This is a genomic window from Thiothrix caldifontis, assembly GCF_900107695.1.
In the GTDB taxonomy this organism is placed as follows: Bacteria; Pseudomonadota; Gammaproteobacteria; order Thiotrichales; family Thiotrichaceae; genus Thiothrix; species Thiothrix caldifontis.
Window position 1 is genome coordinate 84,721 of record NZ_FNQP01000009.1, and the last position, 26,331, is coordinate 111,051.

Sequence of the window (26,331 nt, forward strand, 5' to 3'; positions counted from 1 at the left end):
TTGTAGGCTCATGTTAGCGGTAAGGGCTTTATTCAACTTGATACAGATCAAGTAATTTCCGGTCATATCATAGGGTTTTTAGTTCATCATCATCGGTTTTTTGGGATAATCCGCCATTGTATTCATGCATTTCCTCTGATATTGGTGTCAATCTTGAAAAAACTTCTGTCCTTTGTATTCAGCATTTTCTTGCTAGGTGGCTGCATCGACCGTTTCGAGGTACAACCGGATAATAAACTGCAAGCCCAATTGCCACCTGGCGCACACATTACCGACGATGGCACGATGCTGGCGCAAGGGCGCGTAGTCGGCGTTAGCGACGGCGACACCTTGACCGTCTTAGCCAGCAACAAACGCAATTACAAAATCCGTTTACAAGGCATTGACGCGCCTGAAACCAAACAAGCGTATGGGCAAAAGTGCAAAGAAATGCTCATGACCCGCGCCGTCAATCTCACTGCTGATGTTGAAGCTTACAAACTCGACCGTTACGGGCGCGTGATTGGCAAAGTCACGGTAGAAGGCAAAGATGTCGCGCTGGAACAAATCAAAGCCGGTTGCGGCTGGCATTATGACGCATACGCTAAAGAACAAAGCTCTGACGATCAAGCCGCTTATGCTGCTGCGGAAAAACAAGCTCGCAAAGCCAAGCGCGGGCTGTGGAAAGACAAACAACCACAAGCACCTTGGGATTTTCGCAAACAATCATCCAATAAAAAATAAACACGGAACGGCAATACGTAAAGCACTCCATCATCTAAACAACCCCGTTTGTCTGGAGACAATGGCTATCGTTTAACTCAGGATACATAAATATAAAATGTTAAAAATAGACAACAAATTAAAATTAATTTTTATAGAAAGGTATATGGCTACATTATTATATTAATGCAATTTAGTAGCGCGTTATAAGACAAGAAAGACTTAAGGACACAGCTATTCCATAAGTTTTTATTTATACAAAATAGCAAGCAAAAGGAGTTTGTTATGTCATCCATTAACGCTCAATTCACATCAGATAAATATATTCCCAAAAACCTCACCACTTATGGCGAGAAATCCTCACGGCAACAAAATTCTGTCACACAAAGGCAGCTTCCAAACTTGTCAAGTAATCCAGAAATACTTCAATCACTGTTCAATATCGTGGCACAACTCCTTCAGTTACTCACACGGCAGCCAGGAGCCGGTGCTACAGGTGCTACAGGTGCTACAGGTGCTACAACAGGTGCTACTGGAAATGGAGATGCGGGAGCTGGAGGTCCGGCAGGAGACTGTCAAGACTCAGTAGCTCCTTGGATTGGTACCAATAACGACGATTTCCAAACAGCCCACCAATGTGGTCAATCATTATCTGGTCGCGATGGTAATGATGTTTTAACAGGACAACAGAGAGGTGACTTCTTGTCTGGTGGAGATGGCTTAGACCGACTATCAGGAGAAGGTGGCAATGACTCCCTCTACGGGGGCAATCATGAAGACTGGCTATTCGGTGGCACTGGTACTGATTACCTTGATGGTGGTTCATATGATGATATTTTGATAGGCGGCTCCAATGGCAATGAGGAAATACGAGTCGATGGAAATCTGCAAGGAGAGACGTTAAGAGGTGGAGATGGTAAGGACAAATTGTATGGTGATGATTATACAACATCAAATACAGGAGTTCCAGGAGATATTGATGCTGATGGCACTCCTGCCCCTACTTTCCCGAATAATGACATCCTTGAAGGTGGTAATGATGACGACCTATTGGACGGTGGGTCTGGTAATGACAAGTTGGACGGCGGCGATGATAATGACACTTTATATGGCAGCGTAGGCAATGATGAACTATACGGCGGCGATGGTGATGACCTGCTGGATGGGGGATCAGGTAATGACATACTCGAAGGTGGCTACGGAATAGATACAATCATCGGGGGAACAGGCGATGATACCATCAATGAAACTGTAGAAATTGGCATTCCTCCAGGAGAGGGCTTCCACGACAAAATTCAAGCAGCCATTGACTCAAACCCAACTAGTGGCGGTAATCAGGAAATAATAAACCTAATGGCAAAGGAAAGAGCGGGAGAAATCAAATTGCAACAAATTGATGGCTCAAGTGAAGATCCTCGTCTTAACCGCGTGGAAAAAGATACTTTCCATTTGAAGCAGGATCTATTTACTAACGGGCAACCAAATTATCGTGTCATCCACTTTGCCGCAGGCACAGTAGATGACGCCGTGTTCGTTACCAATAACGCCAACAACAATACTTACAAATTAAAGAATATTGAATTTATTTCTCAATCTAATGGCAGCAATTTTACTCTATCAGACTTTTTAAGTAATCAGGCATATGTCACAAAAATCAATGCTGACGGCAGCATTGTTTAGTCGTAATTGATTCCTGTATCAAGCCAACATTCTCCTCTATTTTTATGATAGAGGGGAATATTAAACGGTAATTTAGCAAACCGGCGTTTTGGCTTTCTCCCCCACCACTTCGCGCACCAATTTTGGCACGAGGAAACCGGGCAACTGTTGGCGCATTCCTTCGAGAATGCTGACAGCCTCGGTTTCCGCCACCTCAAAATGTGCCGCCCCCGCCACCCTATCCAACACATGCAAGTAATACGGCAAAACCCGCTCGGCAAACAACGCTTCGCTCAAATCCACTTGCGCCTGCACACTGTCATTCACCCCACGTAACAGCACTGCCTGATTCAACAACGTCACACCCGCCGAATGCAAAGCGGCTAATGCTTGGCGCACATCGTCTGCTGCTAACTCTTGCGCATGATTGGCGTGAATCACCATGACCACTTGCTGACGGATACTTGCCAGCACCTGCAAAAATCCCGCGTCAATCCGCGACGGCAACACCACCGGCAAACGGGTATGAAAACGTACCCGTTTCACATGAGAAATATTGTTCAACTGCCTGAAAAACAATGCCAAACGTTCGTCAGCAAGTGTTAGCGGATCACCGCCACTCAAAATCACTTCGCACACATCAGGATTAGTGCGGATATACGCCAATGCCCCTTCCCACTCACCCTTCACCGGATTCGAGTCGCTGTAGGGAAAATGCCGCCGGAAACAATAACGGCAATGCACCGCACACGCGCCCGTCGTCACCAATAACACCCGCCCGTGATACTTGTGCAATACACCATCGGCTACCAGTGCCTGATTATCACCCACAGGGTCAGCGTGGAAACCCTCAACCACTTGCAACTCGTCATCCAATGGCAACACCTGGCGTAACAGCGGATCATTCCAATCGCCGTGTTTCATCCTAGCGATGTAGCTGTACGGAACCAGTAAGCGGAATTGGCGAGCAGCATCCACACTCATGCCATTCCCTCCCAACCCCAACGCTTGCATCAACGCCAACGGATCACGCACAGCCCCCGCTAATTCACGCTGCCAACCCACTACCGGAGATTGTTTATAAAGCAACATAGGCAATATCCCAAGAGTTAAAATCGTCACCTTTACACAATAACGGCTCAACCATGCCATTTTCTACCTGATTTTTTATCTTGATTCCGGTTATCATAGCGGGCTGTTTTGAATATGAACGATTTTGGAGATGGACAATGGCTACCTATGGTGCAAATGATTTACGTGTTGGTGTAAAAATTATCATCAACGGCGACCCTTACACTGTCGTAGAAAGTGATTTCGTGAAACCCGGCAAAGGGCAAGCATTCACCCGCGCCCGCGTCCGCAACCTCAAAAGTGGGCGCACCATTGAGCAAACCTTCAAATCCACTGAAACGGTCGAAGGTGCCGATGTTGAAGACCGTGATATGGAATACCTCTATACCGACGGCGAAAACTGGACATTCATGGACAGTGGCACGTTTGAACAGCTAGAAGCGGGTGCAACCGCCATGGCTGATGCCGTCAAATGGCTGAAAGGCAACGAAAAATGCGTCGTCACTTTATGGAACGGCGTACCATTACAAGTCACCACACCCAACTTCGCCGAACTGAAAATCACCCAAACCGACCCCGGTGTCCGTGGTGATACCGCGACCGGTGGCACTAAGCCTGCCACGCTCGAAACCGGCGCTGTCGTCAAAGTGCCGCTTTACATGGAAGAAGGCGAAATCCTCAAAATCGACACCCGCACTGGCGAATACGTTTCCCGCGTCAAAGCGTGAATCTAGCCGCTTTGCACGAACGCGCATCCCTGAACCAGCAGGTGCGCGTTTTTTTTGCCGAACGCAAGGTGCTGGAAGTCGAAACCCCGGCACTCTCGCAAGCAGGTAATACCGATCCGTTCATTGACAGCTTCAGCGTCAACACACCTCACGGTTTGCGTTATTTGCACACCTCGCCGGAATACCCGATGAAACGCTTGCTGGTCGCGGGGGCGGGTGACATTTACCAACTCTGCAAAGTGTGGCGGCGTGATGAAAGCGGCAAACGCCATAACCCCGAATTCACGCTGTTAGAATGGTATCGGCTCGGTTTCACTTGGCAACAATTGATGCACGAAGTCGCCGATTTATTGCACACGCTGATTCCACACCTGCAAAAACCCCCACGTTTTTGCAGTTATCGTGAGGCATTCCTTGAAAGCGTGCAGCTTGATCCCCATCTTGCCACAGAAGCCGAATTGTCGGCTTGTGCGCAGGCACACGGCATCGCCATCAGCGGTGACATGCCGGTGCAAGCTTGGCGGGATTTGCTGTTAACGCATTGTGTGGAACCGCAATTCCCTACCGACCAATTGACGTTTCTATACCATTACCCCGCCAGTCAATCTGCGCTGGCAAAAATACAGCAGGTGGATGGGCAGGCGGTTGCGGAACGTTTCGAGGTGTATTTAGGTGCATTGGAGCTTGGCAATGGTTATCAGGAACAAACCGATTCAGCGCAGAATCGCTTAATTCTGGTACAAGATGCGCACACTCGCGGGCATGACATCCCCGTCGATGAACGTTTTCTTGCGGCACTCGAACACGGCTTGCCAGAATGCGCAGGCGTTGCCCTCGGCATCGACCGGATTCTGCTGTGCAGGATGCAACGCGATGACCTGAAACAGGTTATCGCTTTTTCATGGGAGGTGGCATAATAGCCGCCGACAATAACAGTCAAGGAGATTGAACGTGGACTTTCTGATATCTAACGCTCATGCCGAAGGTGCAGCCGCACCCGCAGGTGGTGGCATCGAAATGTTGCTCATGATGGGCGTATTTTTCGCCATTATGTATTTTATGATTATTCGCCCTCAGCAAAAGCGTGCCAAAGAACACAAGATGATGATCGAATCCCTCAGCAAAGGCGATGAAATCGTTACCGGCGGCGGCGTGATTGGTAAAATTGCGAGTATCGGTGATAGCTTCGTCGACCTGACAGTTGCTGATAATGTCACCATCAAAGTACAAAAACAGGCTGTTGCTTCTGTCCTGCCCAAAGGCACGATGAAAGGCGCATAAACGGTAAGTGGGGGGATTTTCCCCCTCACCTCCAACCCACACGGAATCCTATAACAATGAATCGCTATCCACTCTGGAAGTACCTCATGATCGCAGTCATACTGCTGATCGGGGTTATCTACTCTGTTCCCAACTTTTTCCCCTCCGAACCGGCGGTACAATTAAGCCCTAAAGTCGAACAGGCTATCGACCCGGCAACCATGCAGCGTTTCGAGCAAGCGTTACAGGCGAAAGGCTTAACCATTCGCGCCAGTGAGAACAACGGTCAACAAGCCTTATTCCGCTTTGAAGACACCGATGTGCAACTCAAAGCGTCGGAAGCCTTGAAAGAAGCGGTCGGCGATCAGTTTGTGGTAGCACTCAACCTTGCCCCTTCCACCCCAAGCTGGTTACGTGCCTTGAATGCTAACCCGATGTTTTTAGGGTTGGATTTGCGCGGCGGGGTACATTTCCTAATGGAAGTGGACATGAAAGCGGCACTGGATAAGCAGATTGACCGCTACGAAGACGAATTCCGTGATTTCCTGCGCGAACAAGACATCAAGTATCTAGGCATTGCCCGCGAAGGTGACACGGTACTGGCAAAATTCCGCGACGCTGCCAGCCGTGATGCTGCCAGTGCGGCACTTAGCAAGGAATACCAGAACAGCCTGCAATTCACCATATTGCCCGACACTACCGATTTGCAAGCGAGTATTTCGCAAACCGCAATGCTGGACATTCAAAAGTTTGCCCTGCAACAAAACATTACTACCCTGCGCAAGCGCGTTAATGAGTTAGGGGTTTCCGAGCCTGTTATCCAGCAACAAGGCGCTAACCGTATCGTGGTACAGCTCCCCGGTGTGCAAGATACCGCCCGTGCCAAAGAGATTCTGGGCGCAACCGCCACTCTCGAATTCCGTTTGGTTGATGAACAAAATGACCCAACGCAAGCGCAACAAAGTGGGCGTGCACCGCTTGGTTCGCAGCTTTACAAAGAGCGTAATGGCGACCCTATTTTGCTGAAGCGCCAAGTGATGCTCACAGGGGATTACATAATTGATGCCTCTTCGGGCTTTGATGACAAAAGCCGTCCTGCGGTACATATTACCCTCGATGGCAAAGGGGCAGCTCGTTTCAACAAAGTCACCGGTGAAAACGTCCAAAAACTCATGGGTGTGGTTTTCATCGAAACCAAAATCGAGAGCCAAACCGTCGATGGGCAAACAGTCAAAACCAGCAAAACCACCCAGGAAGTCATCAACGTTGCCCGCATTCAAGAGCAATTGGGGAAACGTTTCCAGATTACCGGGTTGGACTCCCCCAAAGAAGCGCGTGACCTTGCCTTATTGCTGCGTGCCGGTGCATTAGCCGCGCCGGTTTATATCGTGGAAGAACGTACCGTTGGCCCTAGCATGGGTAAAGAGAACATCGAAAAAGGCTTTAACTCCAATCTGTGGGGGTTTGCAGCAGTGGTGTTATTCATGGTGGTTTACTACCGCGTTTTTGGCGTTATTTCCAGCGTGGCGTTGGCTATTAACGGCTTTTTCCTGTTTGCACTGCTTTCCATGATTCAGGCAACCCTGACATTACCAGGGTTGGCGGGTATCGCCTTGACACTCGGTATGGCGATTGATGCCAACGTATTGATTAACGAACGTATCCGTGAGGAATTACGTGCGGGTGCTTCGCCACAAGTCGCTATCAATATCGGCTATGAGCGTGCTTGGGGTACGATTATTGACTCTAACTTGACGACGTTGATTGCCGGTATTGCGCTATTTTTATTGGGTTCCGGCCCGATTAAAGGCTTTGCCGTGGTGCTGTGTCTGGGGATTCTGACCTCCATGTTCAGTGCGGTAACCGTGTCACGGGCGATAGTTAACCTCGTCTACGGTTACAAACCACGTCTGCAAAAATTGGCGATTTAAGGGGCTACAGCATGATTGAGTTATTTCCATTTAAAAAAGCCATTCCGTTTATGCGGTATGGCAAAACCACGACGGCTATTTCACTGGCAACGTTTTTGTTCTCGGTGTTCGCACTGTTTTTCTACGGTCTGAATCTGGGGGTCGACTTCACTGGCGGTACGGTGATGGAGGTGCGCTACGCACAGGCTGCGCCTATCGACACCATTCGTGAAGCCATCAAAGCCACCGGCTATCATGAGGTAGCGGTGCAAAACTTTGGCTCGACACAGGATGTGTTGATCCGTTTGCCATTGAAAGAAGGCGTTTCCAGCGCTCAAGTCAGTGAGCAAATCATGGGTGTGCTGAAAACTGGAACACCCGATGTAATGCTCAGTAAAGTCGATTTCGTCGGTGGGCAAGTCGGGCAGGAACTGTATGAAAACGGTGGCTTAGCCCTGATTTTAGTCGCTGCTGGCATTATTATTTACTTGGCATTTCGCTTTGAATGGCGCTTTGCGGTTTCCGCAGCGATTGCCAACCTGCATGACGTGGTAATCATTCTTGGCTTATTTGCGTTCTTCCAATGGCAGTTTGACTTGACGGTTCTGGCAGGTATTTTGGCGGTACTGGGCTATTCAGTGAACGAATCGGTGGTGGTATTTGACCGAATTCGGGAAAACATCCGCACCATGCGCGATGAAACCATCCCGGACATTATCGACAGTGCGATTACCAGTACTATGTCACGTACCATTATCACGCACGTATCGACCCAGATCATGGTGTTGGCGATGCTGTGGTTTGGCGGCGAAGCCTTGCATAACTTTGCGCTGGCATTGACTATCGGGATTATGTTTGGGATTTACTCATCAGTATTGGTGGCCTCCCCGCTACTGCTACTGTTCGGCCTCAAACGCGAACACATGATCCCAGTAGAGAAAGAAAAAATCGAAGGCATGAACGCGGATGGCTCCGTGGTCTAACCTTTGCCTTTATCCTTGGGGGCAACTCTACTGAGTTATCCCCCAAGTTCCTAAACGAAGGTCATCTATAAATCAGACAAATAAACTGTCCCAGACTGTACGTTCATGACGGTAATGCATTAACGCATGAATAATCTGCTGCTTACGCCCCTTTCGGTGTGTCAGCGATTGTATTTGCTGCCAAGCAATGGCTTCATCCCCGAAATTGTACTCAATATTGCGTAGAAACTGTTCGATATGGCGTAACGCGGGCGTTTCTTTCCAAGAATGCTGCTCCTTCAGCCAAGCAACCAACGCATGACCACGCTGATTCACAGCCTCGTGTTTTGTTTGGTACAAAGCTAATAGCTCAGCCTCTACTTTATCAACGACTGTTTGCAAGCATTCTTTATTGCTTAATTGTTCCAAGTCATACTGCTTCAGCCATTCCACGACCGAAAATAACATTAAGTCACCAAAAAACTGACGCTCAAATTCATTAGAAATGTCAATCAGTGCATCGTGCTGCTGTTCCACACCGGGGCGAAAATCATCCTGTAACTCCGTCTCAGAAATACGCCGATGTAACATAGGCAGATTGGCTGAAACAAAACGCGCACCAATTTCAGCCTGAATCAAACGCCCCGCCGTTGGCCCCGACATACGTAAACGTAAGTGCCCGAAAGGAATGATGTATTTCAACCCATCGAAATTCACAATGTAATTACCCGGATAAATCGTGCGTGCCGGAACCAGTGTCAGCGGCTCTTCAGTCCGTTGGAAAGCGGTTTTACGTGTCAGGTGCTCACCAAAGAAAAATGCCTGCAAACGCGCCGCAAACGTATCAAGACACGCATGATGGTCATGTTCTCCTGCAAGCGGGCAACGGTACTCGAAAACCGTAGCCTGCTGCTCAAGCCCGAACAGTTTCGCCAAATCGTGGTAAGCAGCATCCCCAGGTAACGGGGTATCGCGATGAAACCGGCACGCCTCGCGTATTTCATAGGTAGCAATTTCATGCAAAAATGCGGTGACATCCTCCAAAAAATTCGCCGCCATGACCGCTGGTGATACCGGTGGATCACCCACCAGCTTACCCGTCAGCATCAGGGTATCCGTGGTCTGGAAAATACGGTCGATAGCATGAAAATAATCAATTTCTGGCAGAAATGACTGGTCGCTATCCACCAAATAATACAAAGTACGGGTTTTATCCTGCGTCATCGACAACATTTTCAGATAACTGAGGTTGCGGTTGGCAGCTTGCCCTTTTAGGTAAAAACGTTCAGCAGGCTGGGTAGTCAACAAGTTTCCCAAGTGTTGGCGTTGCGCATCGGGAATCGCTTGCAGCATTTGATACTGTTCGGCTTGGTCGAAATGGATGACCGTTAACCCTTTCTCCGCATACTCTGCCACCAATGCCTTATGCTGTGCAATGTGATGGGCTTCACGACTGTCCTCAGCCACCACAATGCTAATACTGCCAGCATAACTATAGCGGGCAATTTGCTGGTAAATACTCTCTAAACAGTTGCGTAAATGTGCAGGGCGACCCGCCACCGGGATACTGAGAACCAAGGCATGATTTGCCGACATGACAACCTCAACGGCGCGAAGAATAATTGGGGTAAGCATCCTGATCGATGAATAACTCGATCAGGTTAATACCGCGATGGAAATCGACTTGCGCAAAAACACGCTCACAATCTACTGATGTTTTAACACTGAAGTGATTGATACCAAAAGATTTTGCCAATAAGGAATAATCCGGGTTCTGAAAGTCACAATCCAGAAAACGCTGTGCATATTGCTGGTGCTGATTTTTACGGATCAACCCCAAAGTCTGATTATTAAACAGGATAATAGTGAGAGGGATGTGGTAATTCACGGCAGTCATGATTTCCATGCAACACATTTGGAAGCCACCATCCCCCAAAATCGCAAAAATGGGTTTATTCAAGGTAAAACGTGCCCCAATCGCAGCAGGAATCGCATGGCCTAATGATGATACGCCCGTATTCGGTACAAATAAATCGCACGTTTTCACCCGGTAAAAATTTTGCGCGAAAATAATATTGTCATCAACCAAGACAATACCTTCATCAAACTGCTGTTCTAGCTGTGCAAACAGCGCTTTAACTAACGCGAATTTATTGCCGAATATAACGGTACCTTCTGCCTCATTTTGAACGTCAATACGGCGTTTGAAAGCAGCAATATCAGGCCGGGGTTTTGGCTCAAGCCCCTGTGGTACACAATAGGCATTAAGAGCCGCAAGAAAATCGCCAAGATCAGACTGAATGGCTAAATCAGCCTTAAAGACTTTCTCAAGTTGCGCCACGTTACGGTCAACTTGAATGATTTTGCTGGGATTTAATACCCCCTGTTTCCAGACATAACTGGTACGCTCGTTGAAACCAGCCCCTAACAGGATAATCAAATCAGCTTCCTGCATGAAGTAATGCATGGCATGACCGCTAGAGGTGACACCCAAACTGCCTAGTGACAGCGCAGAACGTTCATCCATAGCGCCCTTGCCTTTCAAGCTGGTGGCGACGGGAATATTGAGATGCTCACTAAATTTATGTAACTCCGCACGAGCTTGAGCAGATTGCAAACAACCGTAACCCGCAAGTATCACCGGGCGTCGAGCTTGGCGGATCATCTCAGCACATTGTTCCAGCACAGAAGGAATTATGTGCAGCTTAGGGAGCGGTTTAAGTGTCGGTAATTGTTCCAGAATCGTAGCATCCACCCATTCTTTTTGCACATTGACGGGGATGCTTAGCACCACAGGGCCAGGTACATCAGAAACCAGTTGCCTTGCGGCTTGATTCAATACATTGGTGAGGTAATCGGTGCGTTCAATCAATTTATGGTAACGGGTCACACCAGAAAATAACGCCGTTTGGTCGATACTGCCCCCCTCCCCTGAACTTTCCTGCAAACCGCCACGCCCGAAAATATGGGTAGGCGCTTCGCCGGTAATCACAATCATCGGCAACTTATCAGCATAGGCGTTGGCAATACCGGTAATCAAATTACTGGCACCGGGGCCTGCGGTCGTGATGCAAGCACCAATACGCCCGCTCACACGCGCATAACCGCCCGCCATAAAAGCAGCACCTTGCTCATGCTTGACCAGCACCGTTTGAATGCCAGAACCATAAAGATCGTCGTATACGGGAAGGATGTGTGCACCGGGCATCCCGAAAATCGTTTCCACGCCTAACTGTTGCAGGAATTTAACGATGAGTTGGCTAACCTGAATTTGCATGAAAACTACCTGTACCGATGGATATAGAACAAAACATCATCATTGTCGAATATGCCCATCCCCCAACACCACATACTTCTGCGACGTTAAGCCCTCCAAACCCACCGGCCCCCGCGCATGAATCTTATCGGTGCTAATCCCAATCTCCGCCCCCAGCCCATATTCAAAGCCATCGGCAAAACGTGTTGACGCATTCACCATCACCGAACTCGAATCCACCTGCCGCAAGAATGCCCGCGCCCGCGTGTAATTCTCAGTAATAATCGCGTCGGTATGTTGCGACCCGTAATGATTAATGTGCGTAATTGCTCCAGCCATATCCGCCACCACGCGAATCGCCAAAATTGGCGCAAGGTATTCCGTGCTCCAATCCGCTTCCGTCGCCGCCACACACGCAGGCAACAGCGCCCGCGTCTGCTCACAACCGCGTAACTCCACACCCTTCGCCGCGTATTCCTCTGCCAAAATCGGCAACACTTGTTCTGCCACACCCTCTGCCACCAGCAAGGTTTCCATCGCATTGCACACACCGTAACGGTGCGTCTTCGCATTCACCGCCACCTTAACTGCTTTCTCAAGATCGGCCTGATCATCAATGTACACATGACAAATCCCATCCAAGTGCTTGATAACCGGAATGCGTGATTCCGCACTCACCCGCTCAATCAAACCTTTGCCACCACGCGGCACAATCACATCAACGTATTGCGCCATGCGCAGCAATTCACCGACCGCCGCCCGATCCGTAGTTTCCACCACTTGCACACAGGCGGATGGCAAACCGACCACTTCCAAACCTGCCCGCACGCACGCCGCAATCGCCTGATTGGAATGAATCGCTTCCGACCCACCGCGCAAAATCGTGGCATTGCCGGATTTCAAACACAGCGCCGCCGCATCCACCGTCACATTCGGGCGCGATTCGTAAATAATGCCGACCACGCCCAGAGGCACACGCATTTTACCCACCTGAATCCCCGACGGGCGATAGCTCAAATCGGTAATCGTGCCAATCGGATCAGCCAGCGTCGCGACTTGGCGCACACCTTCCGCCATGCCTGCAATCGTTTTATCGGTCAGCGTCAAGCGATCCAGCATCGCCGCATCCAAGCCTTTGTCGCGCCCAGCAGCCAAATCTTTGGCGTTTTCAGCTTTCAGCCAGTCCGCACGTTCCAACATCACTTCTGCAATACGCAGCAGCGCATTGTTTTTAGTGCTAGTCTCAGTATTCGCAAGGATCTGAGCAGCTTGCTTCGCTTGCTGACCAACGCCTTGCATGTAGGTGGTAATCGTCGTGTTAGTGTCCAAATCCAAATCCTCACGGTATGCAGTGTGTCGATGTTATCATGAAAATAGCGCTACGATCTTTCTGACAATTATCATAGGCAGCCGCTTTGCTGTAGGTTATAACACCCAATATATGGCAAAATGCGCCGCTCAGTTATTCACTGGAAACCATTCCCAAAGCCTGAATTTATGACAGATTACTTACTTATTATTGTTGGTACGGTGTGGGTCAATAACTTTGTCCTGTCACATTTTTTGGGCTTATGCCCGTTCATGGGCGTTTCCAGAAAGCTCGAAACGGCGATGGGCATGGGTTTGGCAACTACTTTTGTGCTGACGCTCTCGTCGATTGCCAGTTATCTGGTGAACAATTATCTGCTCGAACCGTTTCACTTGGAATATTTGCGCACCATCAGCTTTATTCTGGTGATTGCCGCGATTGTGGGCTTTACCGAAATGGTGATTCGCAAAAGCAGCCCGGTGTTGTACAACGTATTGGGGATTTATCTGCCTTTGATTACCACCAATTGCGCCGTGTTGGGGGTGGCATTATTGAATGTGCAGGAAACTCACGACTTCATTGAATCCGCGCTCTACGGTATGGGCGCAGCACTGGGTTTCACTTTGGTCTTGGTGTTGTTTGCGGGTATTCGCGAACGCCTTGCGGTGGCAGATGTGCCGGAAACCTTCCAAGGCAACGCAATTGGTTTGATTACCGCTGGGCTAATGGCGCTGGCATTCATGGGCTTTTCTGGATTGGTGAAACACTGATGTTGGCAGCCATTCTTATCATTAGCGGGTTAGCAGCCGTTTTCGGGTTGCTGCTGGGTTACGCCGCGATTCGCTACAAAGTCGAAGGCGACCCGATTGCGGACAAAGTGGATGCGATTCTGCCGCAAACCCAATGCGGGCAATGCGGTTTCCCCGGTTGCCGCCCTTACGCCGAAGCCATCGCCAAAGGTGAAGCCGACATCAACCATTGCCCACCCGGTGGTGAAGCGACGATTAAAGCCCTCGCCGAATTGCTGGGCGTGGAAGCCAAACCACTCAACGATGAAAACGGCGAGCATTCCAGCGTGCCATTGGTCGCCGTCATCGACGAAAACACCTGCATCGGCTGTACTTTATGCATTCAAGCCTGCCCGGTGGATGCAATTGTCGGCGCAGCAAAACACATGCACACCATTATCGAAAGCGAATGCACCGGCTGCAAACTGTGCCTGCCGCCGTGTCCAGTGGATTGTATCGCGATGGTTCCCGTTAAGGTCGAACCTGCCACTTGGAAATGGCCATATCCAGTTTACACGCTGACGCAACAACCGTCCAATGATGCCAACGCGCAAGCACCAAAGGTGGCTTCATGATACAAACCTTACACAAGCTCTGGCGTAATCACGGTGGTCTGCATCTGGATTACCACAAGGAAGATTCCAACGCAGCCCCAGTGCGGCATCTGCCAATGGCGGAAGAATTAATCATTCCCCTCCAGCAACACAGCGGTTACAAACCCACGCTCACGGTCAAGGCGGGTGATTACGTTTACAAAGGGCAAGAAATTGCCTCACACACCGGTTTTATGAAAGTGCCGCTGCACGCCAGCACCTCCGGCACGATTACCGCGATTGAAGAACGCCCGATTGCCCACCCCTCCGGTCTCAGTGATTTGTGCATCATCCTCAAACCCGACGGCAAAGATGACTGGGACAATGCCCGAATGCTCGCCTACCCAAATCCCAGTCAAGTGGATGGTGAAATCTTACGCCAACGCATTTGTGCCGCAGGCATTGTCGGCATGGGCGGGGCGGTGTTCCCTGCCGCTATCAAACTCAATGTGCATGACAATATTCCCATCGAAACCTTGGTAATCAATGGCGCAGAATGCGAACCGTACATCACCTGCGACGACCGTTTAATGCGTGAAAAGCCCGTAGAAATCTTGCGCGGTGTGCAAATCATGATGCACATCATTGCCACCCAACGCTGCTTGATCGGCATTGAAGACAATAAACCGGAAGCGATTGCTGCCATGCAAGCCGCACGCGAGGAACTCGGTGACCAACGCATCGAGATTATCCCCATCCCCACGCTTTACCCCAGCGGCAGCGAAAAGCAGCTTATTAAAATTCTCACCGGCAAAGAAGTCCCCAGCGGCGGCAGACCTGCCACAATTGGAATTGTTTGCCACAATCCCGCCACCGCCCGTGCCATTTACCGCGCCGTCGTATTGGGTGAACCGCTGATTGATCGCTACCTCACCATCACCGGCAAAGGTGTGGCACAACCTTGCAATGTCGAAGTACCACTAGGCACACCGATTCAACACCTGATTGCGCACAGCGGCGGCTACACGCCAGCGGCAAAGCGTTTGGCAATGGGCGGCCCGATGATGGGCATTTCCTTGCACACTGACCAAATCCCTGTCGTCAAAGCCACCAACTGCATTTTGGTCAGCGATATTCCTGAGAGCGAACAACAACCCGCCCTGCCCTGTATCCGCTGCGGACGTTGTGCCGAAGCCTGTCCCGCCAATTTACTGCCACAACAGCTTTACTGGCACAGCCGCGCCCGCGACTTCGACAAAGCCGAACAATATCACTTGTTTGACTGCATCGAATGCGGCTGCTGTGCTTATGTTTGCCCTAGCCACATTCGCTTGGTGGACTATTATCGCTTTGCCAAGGCCGAAATTCGCACCCAGCGCGACGCCAAAACCAAGGCAAACATTGCCCGCGAACGTCACGATTTCCATCAGGAACGCCTCGAACGCGCCAAACGTGAAAAAGCCGAAAAGCTAGCCAAACACAAGGCACAAGCGCAAACTACTACCGATGATGGCAAAAAAGCCGCTATCCAAGCCGCACTGGAACGCGCCAAAGCCAAAAAAGCAGAAGCCGCTGCCCAAACAACCACTGGGGAAACCACGGAATGATCTTCAGCAAACGCACATCCCCTTACGTGAGCGGCAAACAAGATGTCAGCAGCATTATGCGCCAAGTGTTATACGCGCTGATTCCCGGCACAGCCGTACTAATCTGGTATTTTGGTTGGGGAATGCTCAGTAATTTGGTACTGGCCATTGTATTCGCGGAATTGCTGGAATGGGGCATGTTAACATTGCGCCAACGCCCGGTACGCCCGTTTCTGAGCGATTACAGTGCGGTGGTCACGGCGTGGTTATTAGCGGTGGCAATGCCTGCGTTTTCGCCTTGGTGGTTAATTGCGATTGCGATGATTTTTGCAATTGTGATTGCTAAACATTTGTATGGTGGCTTGGGGTACAACCCTTTTAATCCGGCGATGGTGGGTTATGCTGCCGTGTTGGTGTCTTATCCGGTGCAAATGACGATTTGGCCTGCACCAGTGGATTTCAGCGTTGTACACATTGACTTGGGGCAAACCTTGCAACACGTGTTTGCCGGTAGCGCCCAAGGCTGGGATGCACTGAGCGCAGCTACCCCGCTCGATGCTGTCAAAGTCAGTCTGAGTTTGAATAAACCTTTAAGCGACATTTACGCCACGGGGCAATTTGGTCTATTGGCGGGGCAAGCGTGGGAGTGGGTAAGTCTGGCATGGCTCCTCGGCGGCTTGTGGTTGCTGTGGCAACGTATTATCGGCTGGCAGATTCCTGTCGCGTTGCTGGGAACCTTGGCGCTGATGGCCAGTGTGTTTTGGCTGATTGACGCGCAAGCGTATGCGTCGCCGCTGTTTCATTTGTTTAGCGGGGCTGCGATGTTGGGCGCATTTTTCATTGCCACCGACCCCGTATCCGCCAGCACTACCCCTACCGGCAAATTGTTTTACGCAGGGGGGATTGGGCTATTTACTTACATTATTCGTACTTGGGGCGGATACCCGGATGCGATTGCGTTTTCCGTCATCATTATGAATATGGCCGTGCCATTGCTGGATTACTACACCCAGCCGCGTGTGTACGGCACTAAGCGGGGATTACAGGGATGACTGAGCCGCTGCTTAAACAAATTATCAAACCGGGCGCATTCCTTGCCGGATTTGCTTTACTTGGCACTTTAGCCTTGGCATCGGTGTATAATCTGACGTTACCCACAGTCGAAGCCAATGAACGCGCAGCCACCTTAAAGCAACTGAACTTGCTGGTGGATAAGCAAACCTACGATAACGATTTACTCGCCAGCAAACAGGTATTACCCGCTGCGGATTTCGGTAGCGCTGAAGACGTAACCGTATACCGTGCCAGCAAACAAAACTTGCCCGTTGCTGCACTCTTCATCGTCAGTGCGCCGGATGGCTACAGCGGCAAAATTCGTCTAGCAGTGGGTATCCGTGCGGATCAAACGCTGGCAGGTGTGCGGGTATTGGCTCACAAAGAAACACCGGGCTTAGGCGACAAAATCGAGGCTGACAAGCATCCGTGGATTTTGAGCTTTGCCGAGAAATCCTTGCAGAACCCTACGTCAACATTATGGGCAGTGCGCAAAGATGGCGGCGAATTTGATCAGTTTACTGGCGCAACCATTACCCCACGAGCCGTTGTCGGTGCAGTCAAACGCACCCTAGAATGGTCACAACACCATTTTGCCAGCCTGTTTACCCCCAAAGCGCCTGCACAAGGAACACAGCCATGAATTCAACTTACCGTGAACTGACCGTCGCAGGCTTGTGGCACAATAACCCAGGCTTGGTGCAACTGTTGGGTTTATGCCCTCTGATGGCGGTCACGACCAATTTCGTCAACGGCTTGGGGCTGGGCTTAGCCACGTTACTGGCACTGGTGGCATCGAATCTCGCCATTTCCACCGTGCGGGATTACATTCGCCCCGAAATCCGCATCCCCGCCTTCGTCTTGATTATTGCGGGCAATGTCACCCTAATCGAAATGCTAATGCAGGCGTATTTTCACGATCTGTACAATATCCTCGGTATTTTTATCCCCTTAATTGTCACTAACTGCATTGTGATTGGGCGTTCGGAAGCCTATGCTTCCAAAAATCCGCCGTTACACGCAGGCTATGACAGCTTAATGATGGGGGTTGGTTTCTTATTGGTACTGGTTGTCTTGGGCGGAATGCGTGAATTGGTTGCCAATGGAACATTATTTGCGCAAGCCCACCTCATGTTTGGCGAAGCCGCACGCGGTTTAACCCTGACCTTGAGTGAGGATTTCAAAGGTTTATTACTCGCTGCCCTACCCCCTGGTGCATTTATCGGCTTGGGTTTTTTAGTGGCGCTAAAAAATTACATCGACAAACGCATGGCGCAAACGGCTAAATCTGCTAAAACCATGCCCATTAATAACTTTGGTGAAACGGCGTGAATAAAGCCAAGCGGGAGGAAATCTTCCGCCGCCTGCGTGATGCGAACCCAAACCCGACGACCGAATTGGTTTATAACAGCACCTTTGAATTGCTGATTGCGGTGATTCTTTCAGCACAAGCCACTGATAAAGGGGTAAACAAAGCCACTGCGCATTTATTCCCCGCCGCCAATACCCCAGAAGCCATTTATGCGCTCGGCGTAGACGGTTTAAAGGATTACATTAAAACCATTGGTTTATTTAATAGCAAAGCCACCAATATTATCGAAACCTGCCGTATTCTTGTCGAAAAATATAACTCACAAGTGCCACAAGATCGCGCCGCCTTAGAAGCCTTACCCGGTGTTGGGCGTAAAACCGCAAATGTGATTTTGAATACCGCGTTTCGTCAACCGACGATGGCGGTGGATACGCATATTTTCCGTGTTGCTAACCGTACCGGCATTGCCCCCGGCAAAAATGTGTTAGAAGTTGAAAAAGGCTTGCTCAAACACATTCCCAAGGAGTACTTGCTGGATGCACACCATTGGCTAATTTTGCACGGGCGCTATACCTGCGTGGCACGTAACCCCAAATGCGGGCAATGCCTGATTGCCGACCTGTGTGATTTCAAGGAGAAAACCGTCTAATGTTTGGCAATGACCGCGATGCCATGCGCCGCTATTACGCGCAATGCTGGCATAAATTTCAACAAAAACAGCCCTTGGATGCGTTAGAAACCCAAATTGCCAGCGTGATTACGGAACACCCAGAATACCATCATGTCTTTGCCGCCCCCGATAGCGCGATACAACGCGATTACCTGCCCGACAATGGCGAAACCAACCCGTTTTTGCACATGGGCTTACACCTTGGCATTCGCGAACAGGTCGCCACTGACCGCCCGACTGGAATTCGCGAACTTTACCGGCAATTGGTGATCAAATACGGCAATAACGCGGCGGAACACCGCATGATGGATTGTTTGGCAGAAAGCATCTGGCTGGCGCAACGCCACCAAACCATCCCGGATGAAGCCGCTTATCTTGAGTGCTTAAAGAAACGATGAGGTAAAACACATGAAATTGGGCGTTTATGCAGGCATCTTACTGCTACCGTTGGCATTAGGAGCTTGCTCTATCATGCCATCCAGTAATACTTATACCACTGCACAAGCAGGTACGCTGCAAGAGGTGAAATTTGGCACTATTATCGGTTTACGCAATGTCATGATCCGCGAAGACAATGCGGAAACAGGCAAAGTTGCTGGTGGAGTGATTGGCGGTGTGGCTGGCAATGATATAGGGCAAGGCAAAGGTCAAATAATTGGCAGTGTTGCAGGTGCAGTCATTGGCGGTACTGTGGGAATTGCACTTGATCGCAGTATCCAATCAAAACCGGGCGTAGAAATCACTATGCGCTTAGAAGATGGTCGCACTATTGCAATAGCCCAATTAGCAGATGAGCGTTTTATGATGGGTGAGCAAGTTAAAATATTAACCAGCCAAGATGGCAAAGCACGCGTAACACATTAAAATCGAGTGAGCGTATTAATCATAATGCGCTCACTTACTAACCGTTATCCATGATTAGTCCATCGCTACAATAACATTACTACTACTAACATTACTCAAATCGAAAATACGAGAACGGCTAACACTTCCACCATCAAGTGTTACATCAGCCCGATAAAAACCGGGTTCCAACTCAATATTAGCAGAATGTCGATTAATCGACCTATCATAAATCTCTTTACCATTCTCTAAACGGTAAACTGTCCATGTTACTGGTTGCATGGCTGGCCCATTATTTAACGTGGCCATTAATAATACTTTTGACTTAGGTATATCACCCGCTACACCATAAATAGGAGCACTTTGAACTTGAGCTGCCATTGCTGACAAAAAAACCAGCGAAGCTATTGCTAATTGATGACAAACTTTTTTAATTACCATTTTACACACCTTTTTGCTTGCTCTAGTTATGATTAAATAATCTTAAACATTTACACATCTAAGGTTAATTCACTTAAGTAAAAATACAATTCGATTTTTTTTCTGACGCAAATAAAAAAACTGTTGGAACTTTCTTTCCTGTTAGTAACACGGTGCAGAAACACGCCTGCTTGTGCTATCCTGACGCCCCGTAATATCCCCTGTACCGGAGTTTGCTGATGCACCCAATGCTCAGAAAAGCAATAGAAGCCGCACGCGAAGCAGGCGAAGGCATTCGCCACTACGCCAACAAAGTGCATAAGCTAGATGTCGAAAACAAAGCACACAACGATTTTGTCAGTCAGGTTGACCGCCAAGCTGAGCAAGGAATTGTGCGCTTGCTGCAACGCGCCTACCCTGATCATGCGTTCATGGGTGAAGAAAGCGGTAAGCAAGGCGTTGACAGTGATTATGAGTGGATTATTGATCCGCTAGATGGCACCACCAACTTCCTTTACGGCATCCCTCACTATTCAGTTTCAATCGCCTTGAAACACAAAGGGCGTTTAGTCGTTGGCGTGGTGTATGACCCGCTGCGAGATGAAACCTTTGCCGCAGCGCGTGGTGAAGGTGCTACCTTGAATGGGCGACGTATCCGTGTATCCGAACGCAGCACCCTGCAAAGTGCGTTGTTAGGCACCGGCATTCCCTTCCGTGCCAATCAGAATCTCGATTTGTACTTGCAAACCATGAAAGCCTTGCTGCCGGATACCGCTGGCGTGCGCCGCCCCGGTTCAGCGGCGCTTGACCTAGCCTATGTTGCCAGTGGGCGCTTTGATGGTTTCTGGGAATTCGGTTTGAATGAATGGGATATCGCCGCCGGTGTGCTATTGGTTCAAGAAGCCGGTGGCCTAATTGGTGACATGAAAGGTGACAACACTTTCCTGAAAACGGGCGATGTGGTCGCCGCTAATCCCAAAGTTTTCAAGGAAATGATCAAACGCCTGCATCCGGTCATGGCAAGATGAACTAAAATCAGGGGATGAAACAAGCTAACTTCATCCCCTTTGCTTACTGCCTACTATTACTCACGTTGCTGCCATTAAGTGGCTGCGAACAACGTGATTCCGCCCCACCACCGCCAACGCCAACGCCAACGCCACCAGTCGAATCAATCGTAGAACCTGTCATCATTCCCGACGCTGACAAGTTGCAACCCGATGATTCCACCACTGTGAATACGCAACCACCCTCCAATAATCCCACCACCGTAGAGACGCAAAATCTTGCGTCTCTACCACCGCCGGAGCCGGAAATCATGCCCACGCCTCCCGAAAAACCCAATATCCTGAAAATACCCAAGCTTGCCCAACAAACGCTGCCGAGCAACGAGTTCTCGCTACGCTTCCGCGCTACAGGTGAAAGTTTCTACACCGAAATCAACTTGGAAAATGGCATCCTCAATTACACCTATTTTGAAGATACTGATGGACGTTGCGCCCAATGGGTAAAAAGCACCCCTTGCTGGCAAGAGGAGGATCTCAAAACCATCAGCCTCGCCTTACGCCCCGAAGATCTCGACAATCTGTATGCAGTCATCAAAGAGAGCGGCGCTCTCTCCCTCAAGCGCGATACCTTTGGTGGCGCAAAAGCTGGGCAGCGCCATTACCGCCAAACCCTTGACATCATGCTTGATGGTAAGGAAAAGCAACTGGTCTACCAAAGTTTTCCGGGGTCTAGCCCCAAACCCGAAGCCTTCGCTCGCTTAGAAACGGCATTACTCGAATACGCCCGCGACTTGCCTCATTAACACGTCATTGGAAACCTTTTCATGTTCGACTGGACAGCTTATCTATTAGCAGCACTAGCCGCTATGGCAGCAGGTATGATCAACGCACTCGCGGGCGGTGGCACACTTATCACCTTTCCCACGTTAATTGCATTAGGTATCCCACCCGTAGCAGCAAATGTGACAAGTACAGTGGCGCTTTGCCCCGGCTATTTCGGGGCAACACTGGCACAACTCAACAACATCCGCAGCCAAACACAACGCTTGTGGTTGACATTACCAGCGGCTGTTTTTGGCGGCATTCTCGGTGGCATCTTATTATTGAACACGGAGGAAAAGGTGTTTCAAGCACTGGTGCCATTTCTGATTTTACTGGCATCACTGTTACTTGCCATCCAAACACCCTTACGCACTTGGCTTACTCGCCGCTTACAGGCACATAGCGCCCAAGGTATACCCCAGGTATGGGTAGTGCCATTAATCCTATTGGCGGCTGTGTATGGTGGCTATTTCGGAGCAGGCTTAAGTGTCATTGTACTCGCGGCCCTAGCACTGATTCTCGATGACACCCTAACCCGGCTTAATGCGCTCAAACAGGCCGTGGCATTTGGGGTGAATGTCGCTACTGCAGTATTTTTCCTATTTTCCGGTAAGGTTGTCTGGGTCTTAGCACTGATCATGGCGATGGGCGCTCTATTAGGCGGCCTTCTTGGTGGCAAACTGGTAAATGGCATCAATCCCTCCATGCTACGCTGGTTAGTCGTCAGCATTGGGATAATTATTGCTGTCATTTACTGGATCAAGTGATCCAACGCCTCGATCAATACTAACGCCGGTTTGTGGAAAAATACACCGGATCCTGCCTGTTCTGGTGTCATGCCGCGCAAAAATAAATACAGCGCCCCCCCAACATGCTGTTCCCAGTCATACCTCGGCAAACGTTGTTGCAAATAGCGATGCAACGCCAAACAGTAGATAAGGTATTGCAAATAATAATGGTGTTCCGCCATCGCTTCTTGCATGGCTAACGGGGTGTAATCAGCCAAAGTTCCACCCAGTTCATTTGACTTGTAATCCACCACAAAATATTGCTCCTCCGCCACAAACACCAGATCAATAAAGCCCTTCATATAACCAGTAAGCTCATTAAATTTTAGCTTGTCGATAGCATGGTGAATGACCTCCCATTCAAGGGGAAGGTGTTGATGCAGCAAGGCTTGTAATGGTTTCAGACGTAACCGTTCTACCGGAAAATAGAATTCGAGTTCGTCAAGGCGTTGAGATTTCGGCAGGTCGCAAAGACGCTGATGGGTAAACGACAAGGGGGTATGTAAGGTATTTTCGAGTAGCTGTGCACCTGCTGCCAACCAGCGTTCTGGCAAACCATGCCGTTTTAGTACGGGACGCAATACGGTGTCATGCTGTGCTGAAAGCGGTTGGGTAAAATCAAGTTCTTCCAACATTTTATGCAAACAGCTCCCGGCTTTTGCACCACGAGGAAATACATCGCTACGGCTGCGCTCAACGATCGGGGTAGTGCGTTCGTTGAGCGCAGCCGTAGCGAATACTAGCGTGTCATAGTCCGGGCGCTCATCTTCTTTGCCTGCCGCTAAACCGCTGAAACTACCGACTTTGGGTATCGGTGCATAACGTTGCTGGTAACGGCGGATACTGGGTTGCCATTGCCGATTGTCTGGCTGATAACGTAGCGGCGTTTCATTCACCGGCAATGTCTCATGGCTGATACAGCCTGCGGACTGCTCCACGAGATGCGCTAATTGGGTATGCATCAAACGCTGACGTTCATCAGGTTGCATTCCTTCTTTACGCAATTTGCCGAGAATTTCCCTACTCTGCGGCAATGCACCGAACAGCAGCCAACCCAATGCTGAATAGTAGTCGAAATGGTTAAGGCGTCCGCTCACCAAAGTGACGGTGCAATGGTATTTGGCACGGGTCAGCGCCACATACAATAAGCGCAGGCTTTCAGCTTGTTCAGCCTCACGGAAACAGCGCCGCGCAGCATCACCCGCTAGAGCATCGGCTTGCAGACGCGAAACGCCTCCGGCTGAACCCGCATCATACCAACTGAACCAAGTGCTGGCTTTGGCATCACGTTCCACCCACAAATAAGGGCAATACACAATACCGTACTCTAACCCTTTACTTTTGTGGATGGTGGTAATTTGAACCAAATCCTCGTCACTTTCTAAGCGCAACTCATGGGCTTCGTCTTTTTCCCTAGCTTCCGCTTTTTGCTGCAACCAGCGAATCAAGGCGTGCATCCCATGGCCTTGCAAGCGGCTCTCGGTATGAATGAGTTCTGCCAAGTGCAACAAATTGGTGAGGCGGCGTTCACCATCCGCTAACGCTAATAAGTGTGTATAGCGCTGACGTTGCAACATCCACTGTCGAAACATCGGCATAAAACCTTGTGTGTGCCATGTTTTATGCCAACGGTGGAAGGCTTCGAGTTCAGCCTCCAGTGAGGTGGGGTGATCGTCCAACCCCAACAAGTCTTGTGCAGTAAAACCACACAGTTCAGTCACCAGTGCTTGTTTAAGCGCCGTTTCATTACCCGGCTCGGCAATGGCACGTAATATCGCCCGGAAATCAGCCGCTTCACGGGTGCAAAAAATACTGTCACGTGATTTTTGTACACTGGCAATGCCACGTGCCAACAACGCCTGCTTAATCTGCTCACCCTGCTGGTTTTCTCGCACCAATACCGCAATATCGCTGCTTTCCACCGGGCGGTCGCCAATCTTAGCTGCCCCCATACGGGCAGCATTCAACAAACGGGCAATGTCATCAGCAACCGCTTCAGCCATTGCAGCCTGTACGCTGGTGCTATTAAAACCCTCCTCCAGCGAATCCCAATCCCACAAACGGATAGGCGACAATGGCGGCTCTACCCGCAAACTGTCTTGAGCTTTACCTGCACTAACCATTTCATAAGCAATATCACTGCGGAATGGATTGGCAGATTGATCAAATAGGTGGTTCAACCCTTGCAACAAATCGGGGTGCGAACGAAAATTATGTTGCAGCGTGTAGTGGTGCTGAGTGCTGTTGGCGGCTTTCAGGTAAGTATAAATATCCGCCCCCCGAAAACCGTAAATCGCTTGTTTGGGGTCACCTACGTAAAATACCGGTTGTTCCGGCTTATCGCGGTAGATGCGCTCGAAAATCTCGTACTGAATCGGGTCAGTATCTTGAAACTCATCAATTAATGCCGCTTGGTATTTCAGCGCCAAACGCGGTGCAAAATCGGGATGTTGTTCCAAGGCATCGCGCAAATGCAGCAGTAAATCATCAAAAGTAAGAATCCCTAATTGCTGTTTCCGCAGTGGCAATTCAGCACGCAGGTGGTGCAGTAATTGCCAACGCAAGTGTTCCAACGCGGCTTGTTCACCTTCCTGCTGGGCGTAATCTGCCGCGATTAATGCCTCTACTTGCGCAAAAAACGTATGCTCTGGGGTGGCTTTACCGTCTTTGGTTTTGTCTGTCAGCACGCTTGGCGTGAAACGCTCAAGCACCTCATGGGGCAACGCCAACGGTTGCGCAAAATAGGTATCCAGCTTGCCCGCCCAGTTCGGCACATGGCGTTTATTGTAAGTGCTACCATTGAGCGCCCCGCCTAGCAATAAGCTGACAATAGCGTCACGTTCACTTACCCACGTCTGCTGACAGGTTTGCAAGGCTTGGGCAAATGCCGTCTGTAACTGCGCAAATGACTCATTCGTCACCTGCGGCATCTCGGTGCGCAAATACGGCTTGCCAATAAAGTTACGCACATCGGCAAGCAAACTGTCCGGGGTCAGGCTGCGTTTTTGCAATAACCGTAAATGCAGCGCATCGGGTTTCAGGAAATGTTGATACCAAAACTTGTCAGTGAGTTCAGTCAATAAGCTGTCTTCATTGGTCACCAATTCGGTTTCAAACGGCATTCGTGCTTCAAAAGCATTTTCGGATAATACCCGCTTACAAAAACCATGAATGGTAAATACCGCCGCTTCATCGAAACTTACCAATGCCAATTGCAAGCGCTGAATGCAGTCATGCAACGGAGTTTCTGTCAGCAATACTTCATACGTTTCCTCATGTGGGCGCTCTTCCAGAAAGGCCAAGGCATCCGCCAAACGCTTACGGATACGGTCACGTAACTCCGACGTTGCCGCTTCGGTATAAGTCACCACCAAAACCTTGTCGACAGTTAGACCATAGACAGCAATGAGACGCAGGTAGAGCCAAGAAATCGTCCAGGTTTTACCGGTTCCAGCGCTGGCTTCGATCAGGTTGGTTCCTTCCAAGGGTACTGTTTGGGCATTAAGTGTTTGCATGGTAGCGTTCAATAGTTTTTCATTTAAATGTCAACCGAATCTGAGCTCAATCGTTATACACATTGAAGAAAGCCCAATAGTCCCCTAAATAGTTCATTATAAAAATTTCGATAGCCCTTAATACCTTAAACCCTCCT

Annotated in this window: 25 protein-coding genes; 19 read left to right on the forward strand and 6 right to left on the reverse strand. The window is 49.7% G+C overall.

Annotated features, from left to right (window positions below; translation table 11 throughout):
* Positions 1–153 precede the first annotated feature (153 nt).
* Both BLV87_RS09090 and BLV87_RS19040 read left to right on the forward strand, forming a co-directional pair.
* On the forward strand, positions 154–723 hold the full coding sequence (locus tag BLV87_RS09090; RefSeq protein ID WP_175517894.1) for a thermonuclease family protein: 570 nt from the start codon (positions 154–156) through the stop codon (positions 721–723).
* Positions 724–987: 264 nt separating this feature from the next.
* Complete coding sequence (locus BLV87_RS19040) at positions 988–2,382, forward strand: calcium-binding protein (RefSeq protein ID WP_139282151.1); 1,395 nt, start codon at positions 988–990, stop codon at positions 2,380–2,382.
* 72 nt (positions 2,383–2,454) lie between these two features.
* Here BLV87_RS19040 and epmB read toward each other — a convergent pair whose 3' ends face one another.
* Positions 2,455–3,453, reverse strand: coding sequence for an EF-P beta-lysylation protein EpmB (gene epmB, locus BLV87_RS09105; protein WP_093067771.1), 999 nt, complete (start codon positions 3,451–3,453; stop codon positions 2,455–2,457).
* Positions 3,454–3,590: 137 nt separating this feature from the next.
* On the opposite strand from epmB, the gene efp reads away from it, so the two are divergent.
* Genes efp through secF form a run of 5 tightly spaced genes read left to right on the forward strand, consistent with a single transcriptional unit; the run spans position 3,591 to position 8,313 of the window.
* Positions 3,591–4,160, forward strand: coding sequence for an elongation factor P (gene efp / locus BLV87_RS09110; RefSeq protein WP_093067774.1), 570 nt, complete (start codon positions 3,591–3,593; stop codon positions 4,158–4,160).
* Positions 4,157–5,077, forward strand: coding sequence for an EF-P lysine aminoacylase EpmA (gene epmA, locus BLV87_RS09115; RefSeq protein WP_093067776.1), 921 nt, complete (start codon positions 4,157–4,159; stop codon positions 5,075–5,077). The genes efp and epmA overlap by 4 nt, the downstream gene beginning before the upstream one ends.
* A 34-nt stretch (positions 5,078–5,111) precedes the next feature.
* Positions 5,112–5,441: a preprotein translocase subunit YajC gene (gene yajC, locus BLV87_RS09120; protein WP_093067779.1), complete on the forward strand. Its 330-nt coding sequence runs from the start codon at positions 5,112–5,114 to the stop codon at positions 5,439–5,441.
* 56 nt (positions 5,442–5,497) lie between these two features.
* A complete protein-coding gene (gene secD / locus BLV87_RS09125) occupies positions 5,498–7,351 on the forward strand; it encodes a protein translocase subunit SecD (protein ID WP_093067782.1) in 1,854 nt (617 codons plus the stop codon).
* 11 nt (positions 7,352–7,362) lie between these two features.
* Positions 7,363–8,313 (forward strand): protein translocase subunit SecF, encoded by a 951-nt coding sequence (gene secF / locus BLV87_RS09130; RefSeq protein ID WP_093067784.1) that lies wholly within the window; start codon positions 7,363–7,365, stop codon positions 8,311–8,313.
* Positions 8,314–8,385: 72 nt separating this feature from the next.
* Here the strand turns inward: secF and BLV87_RS09135 are convergent, their stop codons facing one another.
* The 3 genes from BLV87_RS09135 to BLV87_RS09145 are packed head-to-tail and all read right to left on the reverse strand — an operon-like array spanning position 8,386 to position 12,847.
* Positions 8,386–9,888, reverse strand: coding sequence for a hypothetical protein (locus BLV87_RS09135; RefSeq protein ID WP_093067787.1), 1,503 nt, complete (start codon positions 9,886–9,888; stop codon positions 8,386–8,388).
* Between the two features lie 7 nt (positions 9,889–9,895).
* Entirely contained in the window at positions 9,896–11,569 is a 1,674-nt protein-coding gene (locus tag BLV87_RS09140) for a thiamine pyrophosphate-binding protein (RefSeq protein WP_093067789.1), read from the reverse strand.
* 39 nt (positions 11,570–11,608) lie between these two features.
* The gene (locus BLV87_RS09145) at positions 11,609–12,847 is read right to left on the reverse strand and encodes a glutamate-5-semialdehyde dehydrogenase (RefSeq protein WP_093067945.1); all 1,239 of its coding nucleotides are present in this window, start codon (positions 12,845–12,847) and stop codon (positions 11,609–11,611) included.
* 198 nt (positions 12,848–13,045) lie between these two features.
* On the opposite strand from BLV87_RS09145, the gene rsxA reads away from it, so the two are divergent.
* Genes rsxA through BLV87_RS09190 form a run of 9 tightly spaced genes read left to right on the forward strand, consistent with a single transcriptional unit; the run spans position 13,046 to position 19,663 of the window.
* Entirely contained in the window at positions 13,046–13,627 is a 582-nt protein-coding gene (gene rsxA, locus BLV87_RS09150; protein WP_093067792.1) for an electron transport complex subunit RsxA, read from the forward strand.
* On the forward strand, positions 13,627–14,220 hold the full coding sequence (gene rsxB / locus BLV87_RS09155) for an electron transport complex subunit RsxB (RefSeq protein WP_093067795.1): 594 nt from the start codon (positions 13,627–13,629) through the stop codon (positions 14,218–14,220). The genes rsxA and rsxB overlap by 1 nt, the downstream gene beginning before the upstream one ends.
* Positions 14,217–15,785, forward strand: a complete 1,569-nt coding sequence (rsxC, locus tag BLV87_RS09160) for an electron transport complex subunit RsxC (RefSeq protein ID WP_093067796.1) — start codon at positions 14,217–14,219, stop codon at positions 15,783–15,785. Before rsxB ends, rsxC begins: the two co-directional genes overlap by 4 nt.
* Positions 15,782–16,816: an electron transport complex subunit RsxD gene (rsxD, locus tag BLV87_RS09165; protein WP_093067799.1), complete on the forward strand. Its 1,035-nt coding sequence runs from the start codon at positions 15,782–15,784 to the stop codon at positions 16,814–16,816. The genes rsxC and rsxD overlap by 4 nt, the downstream gene beginning before the upstream one ends.
* On the forward strand, positions 16,813–17,460 hold the full coding sequence (gene rsxG, locus BLV87_RS09170) for an electron transport complex subunit RsxG (RefSeq protein WP_093067801.1): 648 nt from the start codon (positions 16,813–16,815) through the stop codon (positions 17,458–17,460). The genes rsxD and rsxG overlap by 4 nt, the downstream gene beginning before the upstream one ends.
* Positions 17,457–18,149 (forward strand): electron transport complex subunit E, encoded by a 693-nt coding sequence (locus BLV87_RS09175; RefSeq protein WP_093067804.1) that lies wholly within the window; start codon positions 17,457–17,459, stop codon positions 18,147–18,149. The genes rsxG and BLV87_RS09175 overlap by 4 nt, the downstream gene beginning before the upstream one ends.
* A complete protein-coding gene (gene nth / locus BLV87_RS09180; protein WP_093067807.1) occupies positions 18,146–18,778 on the forward strand; it encodes an endonuclease III in 633 nt (210 codons plus the stop codon). Before BLV87_RS09175 ends, nth begins: the two co-directional genes overlap by 4 nt.
* Positions 18,778–19,197 carry a DUF1841 family protein gene (locus BLV87_RS09185; RefSeq protein ID WP_093067810.1) on the forward strand — a complete coding sequence of 140 codons (420 nt, stop codon included), beginning with the start codon at positions 18,778–18,780 and terminating at the stop codon, positions 19,195–19,197. The genes nth and BLV87_RS09185 overlap by 1 nt, the downstream gene beginning before the upstream one ends.
* Positions 19,198–19,207: 10 nt before the next feature.
* The gene (locus tag BLV87_RS09190; RefSeq protein WP_093067812.1) at positions 19,208–19,663 is read left to right on the forward strand and encodes an outer membrane lipoprotein; all 456 of its coding nucleotides are present in this window, start codon (positions 19,208–19,210) and stop codon (positions 19,661–19,663) included.
* 54 nt (positions 19,664–19,717) lie between these two features.
* Here the strand turns inward: BLV87_RS09190 and BLV87_RS09195 are convergent, their stop codons facing one another.
* Complete coding sequence (locus BLV87_RS09195; protein WP_093067815.1) at positions 19,718–20,083, reverse strand: hypothetical protein; 366 nt, start codon at positions 20,081–20,083, stop codon at positions 19,718–19,720.
* A 218-nt stretch (positions 20,084–20,301) separates the two neighbouring features.
* Here BLV87_RS09195 and BLV87_RS09200 point away from each other — a divergent pair, with 218 nt between their 5' ends.
* From BLV87_RS09200 to BLV87_RS09210, 3 genes are read left to right on the forward strand one after another with little or no spacing between them, the layout of a single operon-like run.
* The gene (locus BLV87_RS09200) at positions 20,302–21,090 is read left to right on the forward strand and encodes an inositol monophosphatase family protein (RefSeq protein ID WP_093067817.1); all 789 of its coding nucleotides are present in this window, start codon (positions 20,302–20,304) and stop codon (positions 21,088–21,090) included.
* 14 nt (positions 21,091–21,104) lie between these two features.
* Complete coding sequence (locus tag BLV87_RS09205; protein ID WP_093067820.1) at positions 21,105–21,872, forward strand: hypothetical protein; 768 nt, start codon at positions 21,105–21,107, stop codon at positions 21,870–21,872.
* Positions 21,873–21,893: 21 nt separating this feature from the next.
* Positions 21,894–22,658 carry a sulfite exporter TauE/SafE family protein gene (locus BLV87_RS09210; protein ID WP_093067822.1) on the forward strand — a complete coding sequence of 255 codons (765 nt, stop codon included), beginning with the start codon at positions 21,894–21,896 and terminating at the stop codon, positions 22,656–22,658.
* On the opposite strand, the gene recB is transcribed toward BLV87_RS09210, so the two are convergent.
* Complete coding sequence (gene recB, locus BLV87_RS09215) at positions 22,643–26,194, reverse strand: exodeoxyribonuclease V subunit beta (protein WP_093067824.1); 3,552 nt, start codon at positions 26,192–26,194, stop codon at positions 22,643–22,645. The genes BLV87_RS09210 and recB overlap by 16 nt on opposite strands.
* Positions 26,195–26,331: the final 137 nt, after the last annotated feature.

Coding starts and splice junctions, on each gene's coding strand:
- BLV87_RS19040 (WP_139282151.1), top strand. CDS start 988: ATGTCATCCATTAACGCTCAATTCACATCAGATAAATATATTCCCAAA.
- epmB (WP_093067771.1), bottom strand. CDS start 3,453: ATGTTGCTTTATAAACAATCTCCGGTAGTGGGTTGGCAGCGTGAATTA.
- efp (WP_093067774.1), top strand. CDS start 3,591: ATGGCTACCTATGGTGCAAATGATTTACGTGTTGGTGTAAAAATTATC.
- secD (WP_093067782.1), top strand. CDS start 5,498: ATGAATCGCTATCCACTCTGGAAGTACCTCATGATCGCAGTCATACTG.
- secF (WP_093067784.1), top strand. CDS start 7,363: ATGATTGAGTTATTTCCATTTAAAAAAGCCATTCCGTTTATGCGGTAT.
- BLV87_RS09135 (WP_093067787.1), bottom strand. CDS start 9,888: ATGTCGGCAAATCATGCCTTGGTTCTCAGTATCCCGGTGGCGGGTCGC.
- BLV87_RS09140 (WP_093067789.1), bottom strand. CDS start 11,569: ATGCAAATTCAGGTTAGCCAACTCATCGTTAAATTCCTGCAACAGTTA.
- BLV87_RS09145 (WP_093067945.1), bottom strand. CDS start 12,847: ATGCAAGGCGTTGGTCAGCAAGCGAAGCAAGCTGCTCAGATCCTTGCG.
- rsxA (WP_093067792.1), top strand. CDS start 13,046: ATGACAGATTACTTACTTATTATTGTTGGTACGGTGTGGGTCAATAAC.
- rsxB (WP_093067795.1), top strand. CDS start 13,627: ATGTTGGCAGCCATTCTTATCATTAGCGGGTTAGCAGCCGTTTTCGGG.
- rsxC (WP_093067796.1), top strand. CDS start 14,217: ATGATACAAACCTTACACAAGCTCTGGCGTAATCACGGTGGTCTGCAT.
- rsxD (WP_093067799.1), top strand. CDS start 15,782: ATGATCTTCAGCAAACGCACATCCCCTTACGTGAGCGGCAAACAAGAT.
- rsxG (WP_093067801.1), top strand. CDS start 16,813: ATGACTGAGCCGCTGCTTAAACAAATTATCAAACCGGGCGCATTCCTT.
- BLV87_RS09175 (WP_093067804.1), top strand. CDS start 17,457: ATGAATTCAACTTACCGTGAACTGACCGTCGCAGGCTTGTGGCACAAT.
- BLV87_RS09185 (WP_093067810.1), top strand. CDS start 18,778: ATGTTTGGCAATGACCGCGATGCCATGCGCCGCTATTACGCGCAATGC.
- BLV87_RS09190 (WP_093067812.1), top strand. CDS start 19,208: ATGAAATTGGGCGTTTATGCAGGCATCTTACTGCTACCGTTGGCATTA.
- BLV87_RS09195 (WP_093067815.1), bottom strand. CDS start 20,083: ATGGTAATTAAAAAAGTTTGTCATCAATTAGCAATAGCTTCGCTGGTT.
- BLV87_RS09200 (WP_093067817.1), top strand. CDS start 20,302: ATGCACCCAATGCTCAGAAAAGCAATAGAAGCCGCACGCGAAGCAGGC.
- BLV87_RS09205 (WP_093067820.1), top strand. CDS start 21,105: ATGAAACAAGCTAACTTCATCCCCTTTGCTTACTGCCTACTATTACTC.
- BLV87_RS09210 (WP_093067822.1), top strand. CDS start 21,894: ATGTTCGACTGGACAGCTTATCTATTAGCAGCACTAGCCGCTATGGCA.
- recB (WP_093067824.1), bottom strand. CDS start 26,194: ATGCAAACACTTAATGCCCAAACAGTACCCTTGGAAGGAACCAACCTG.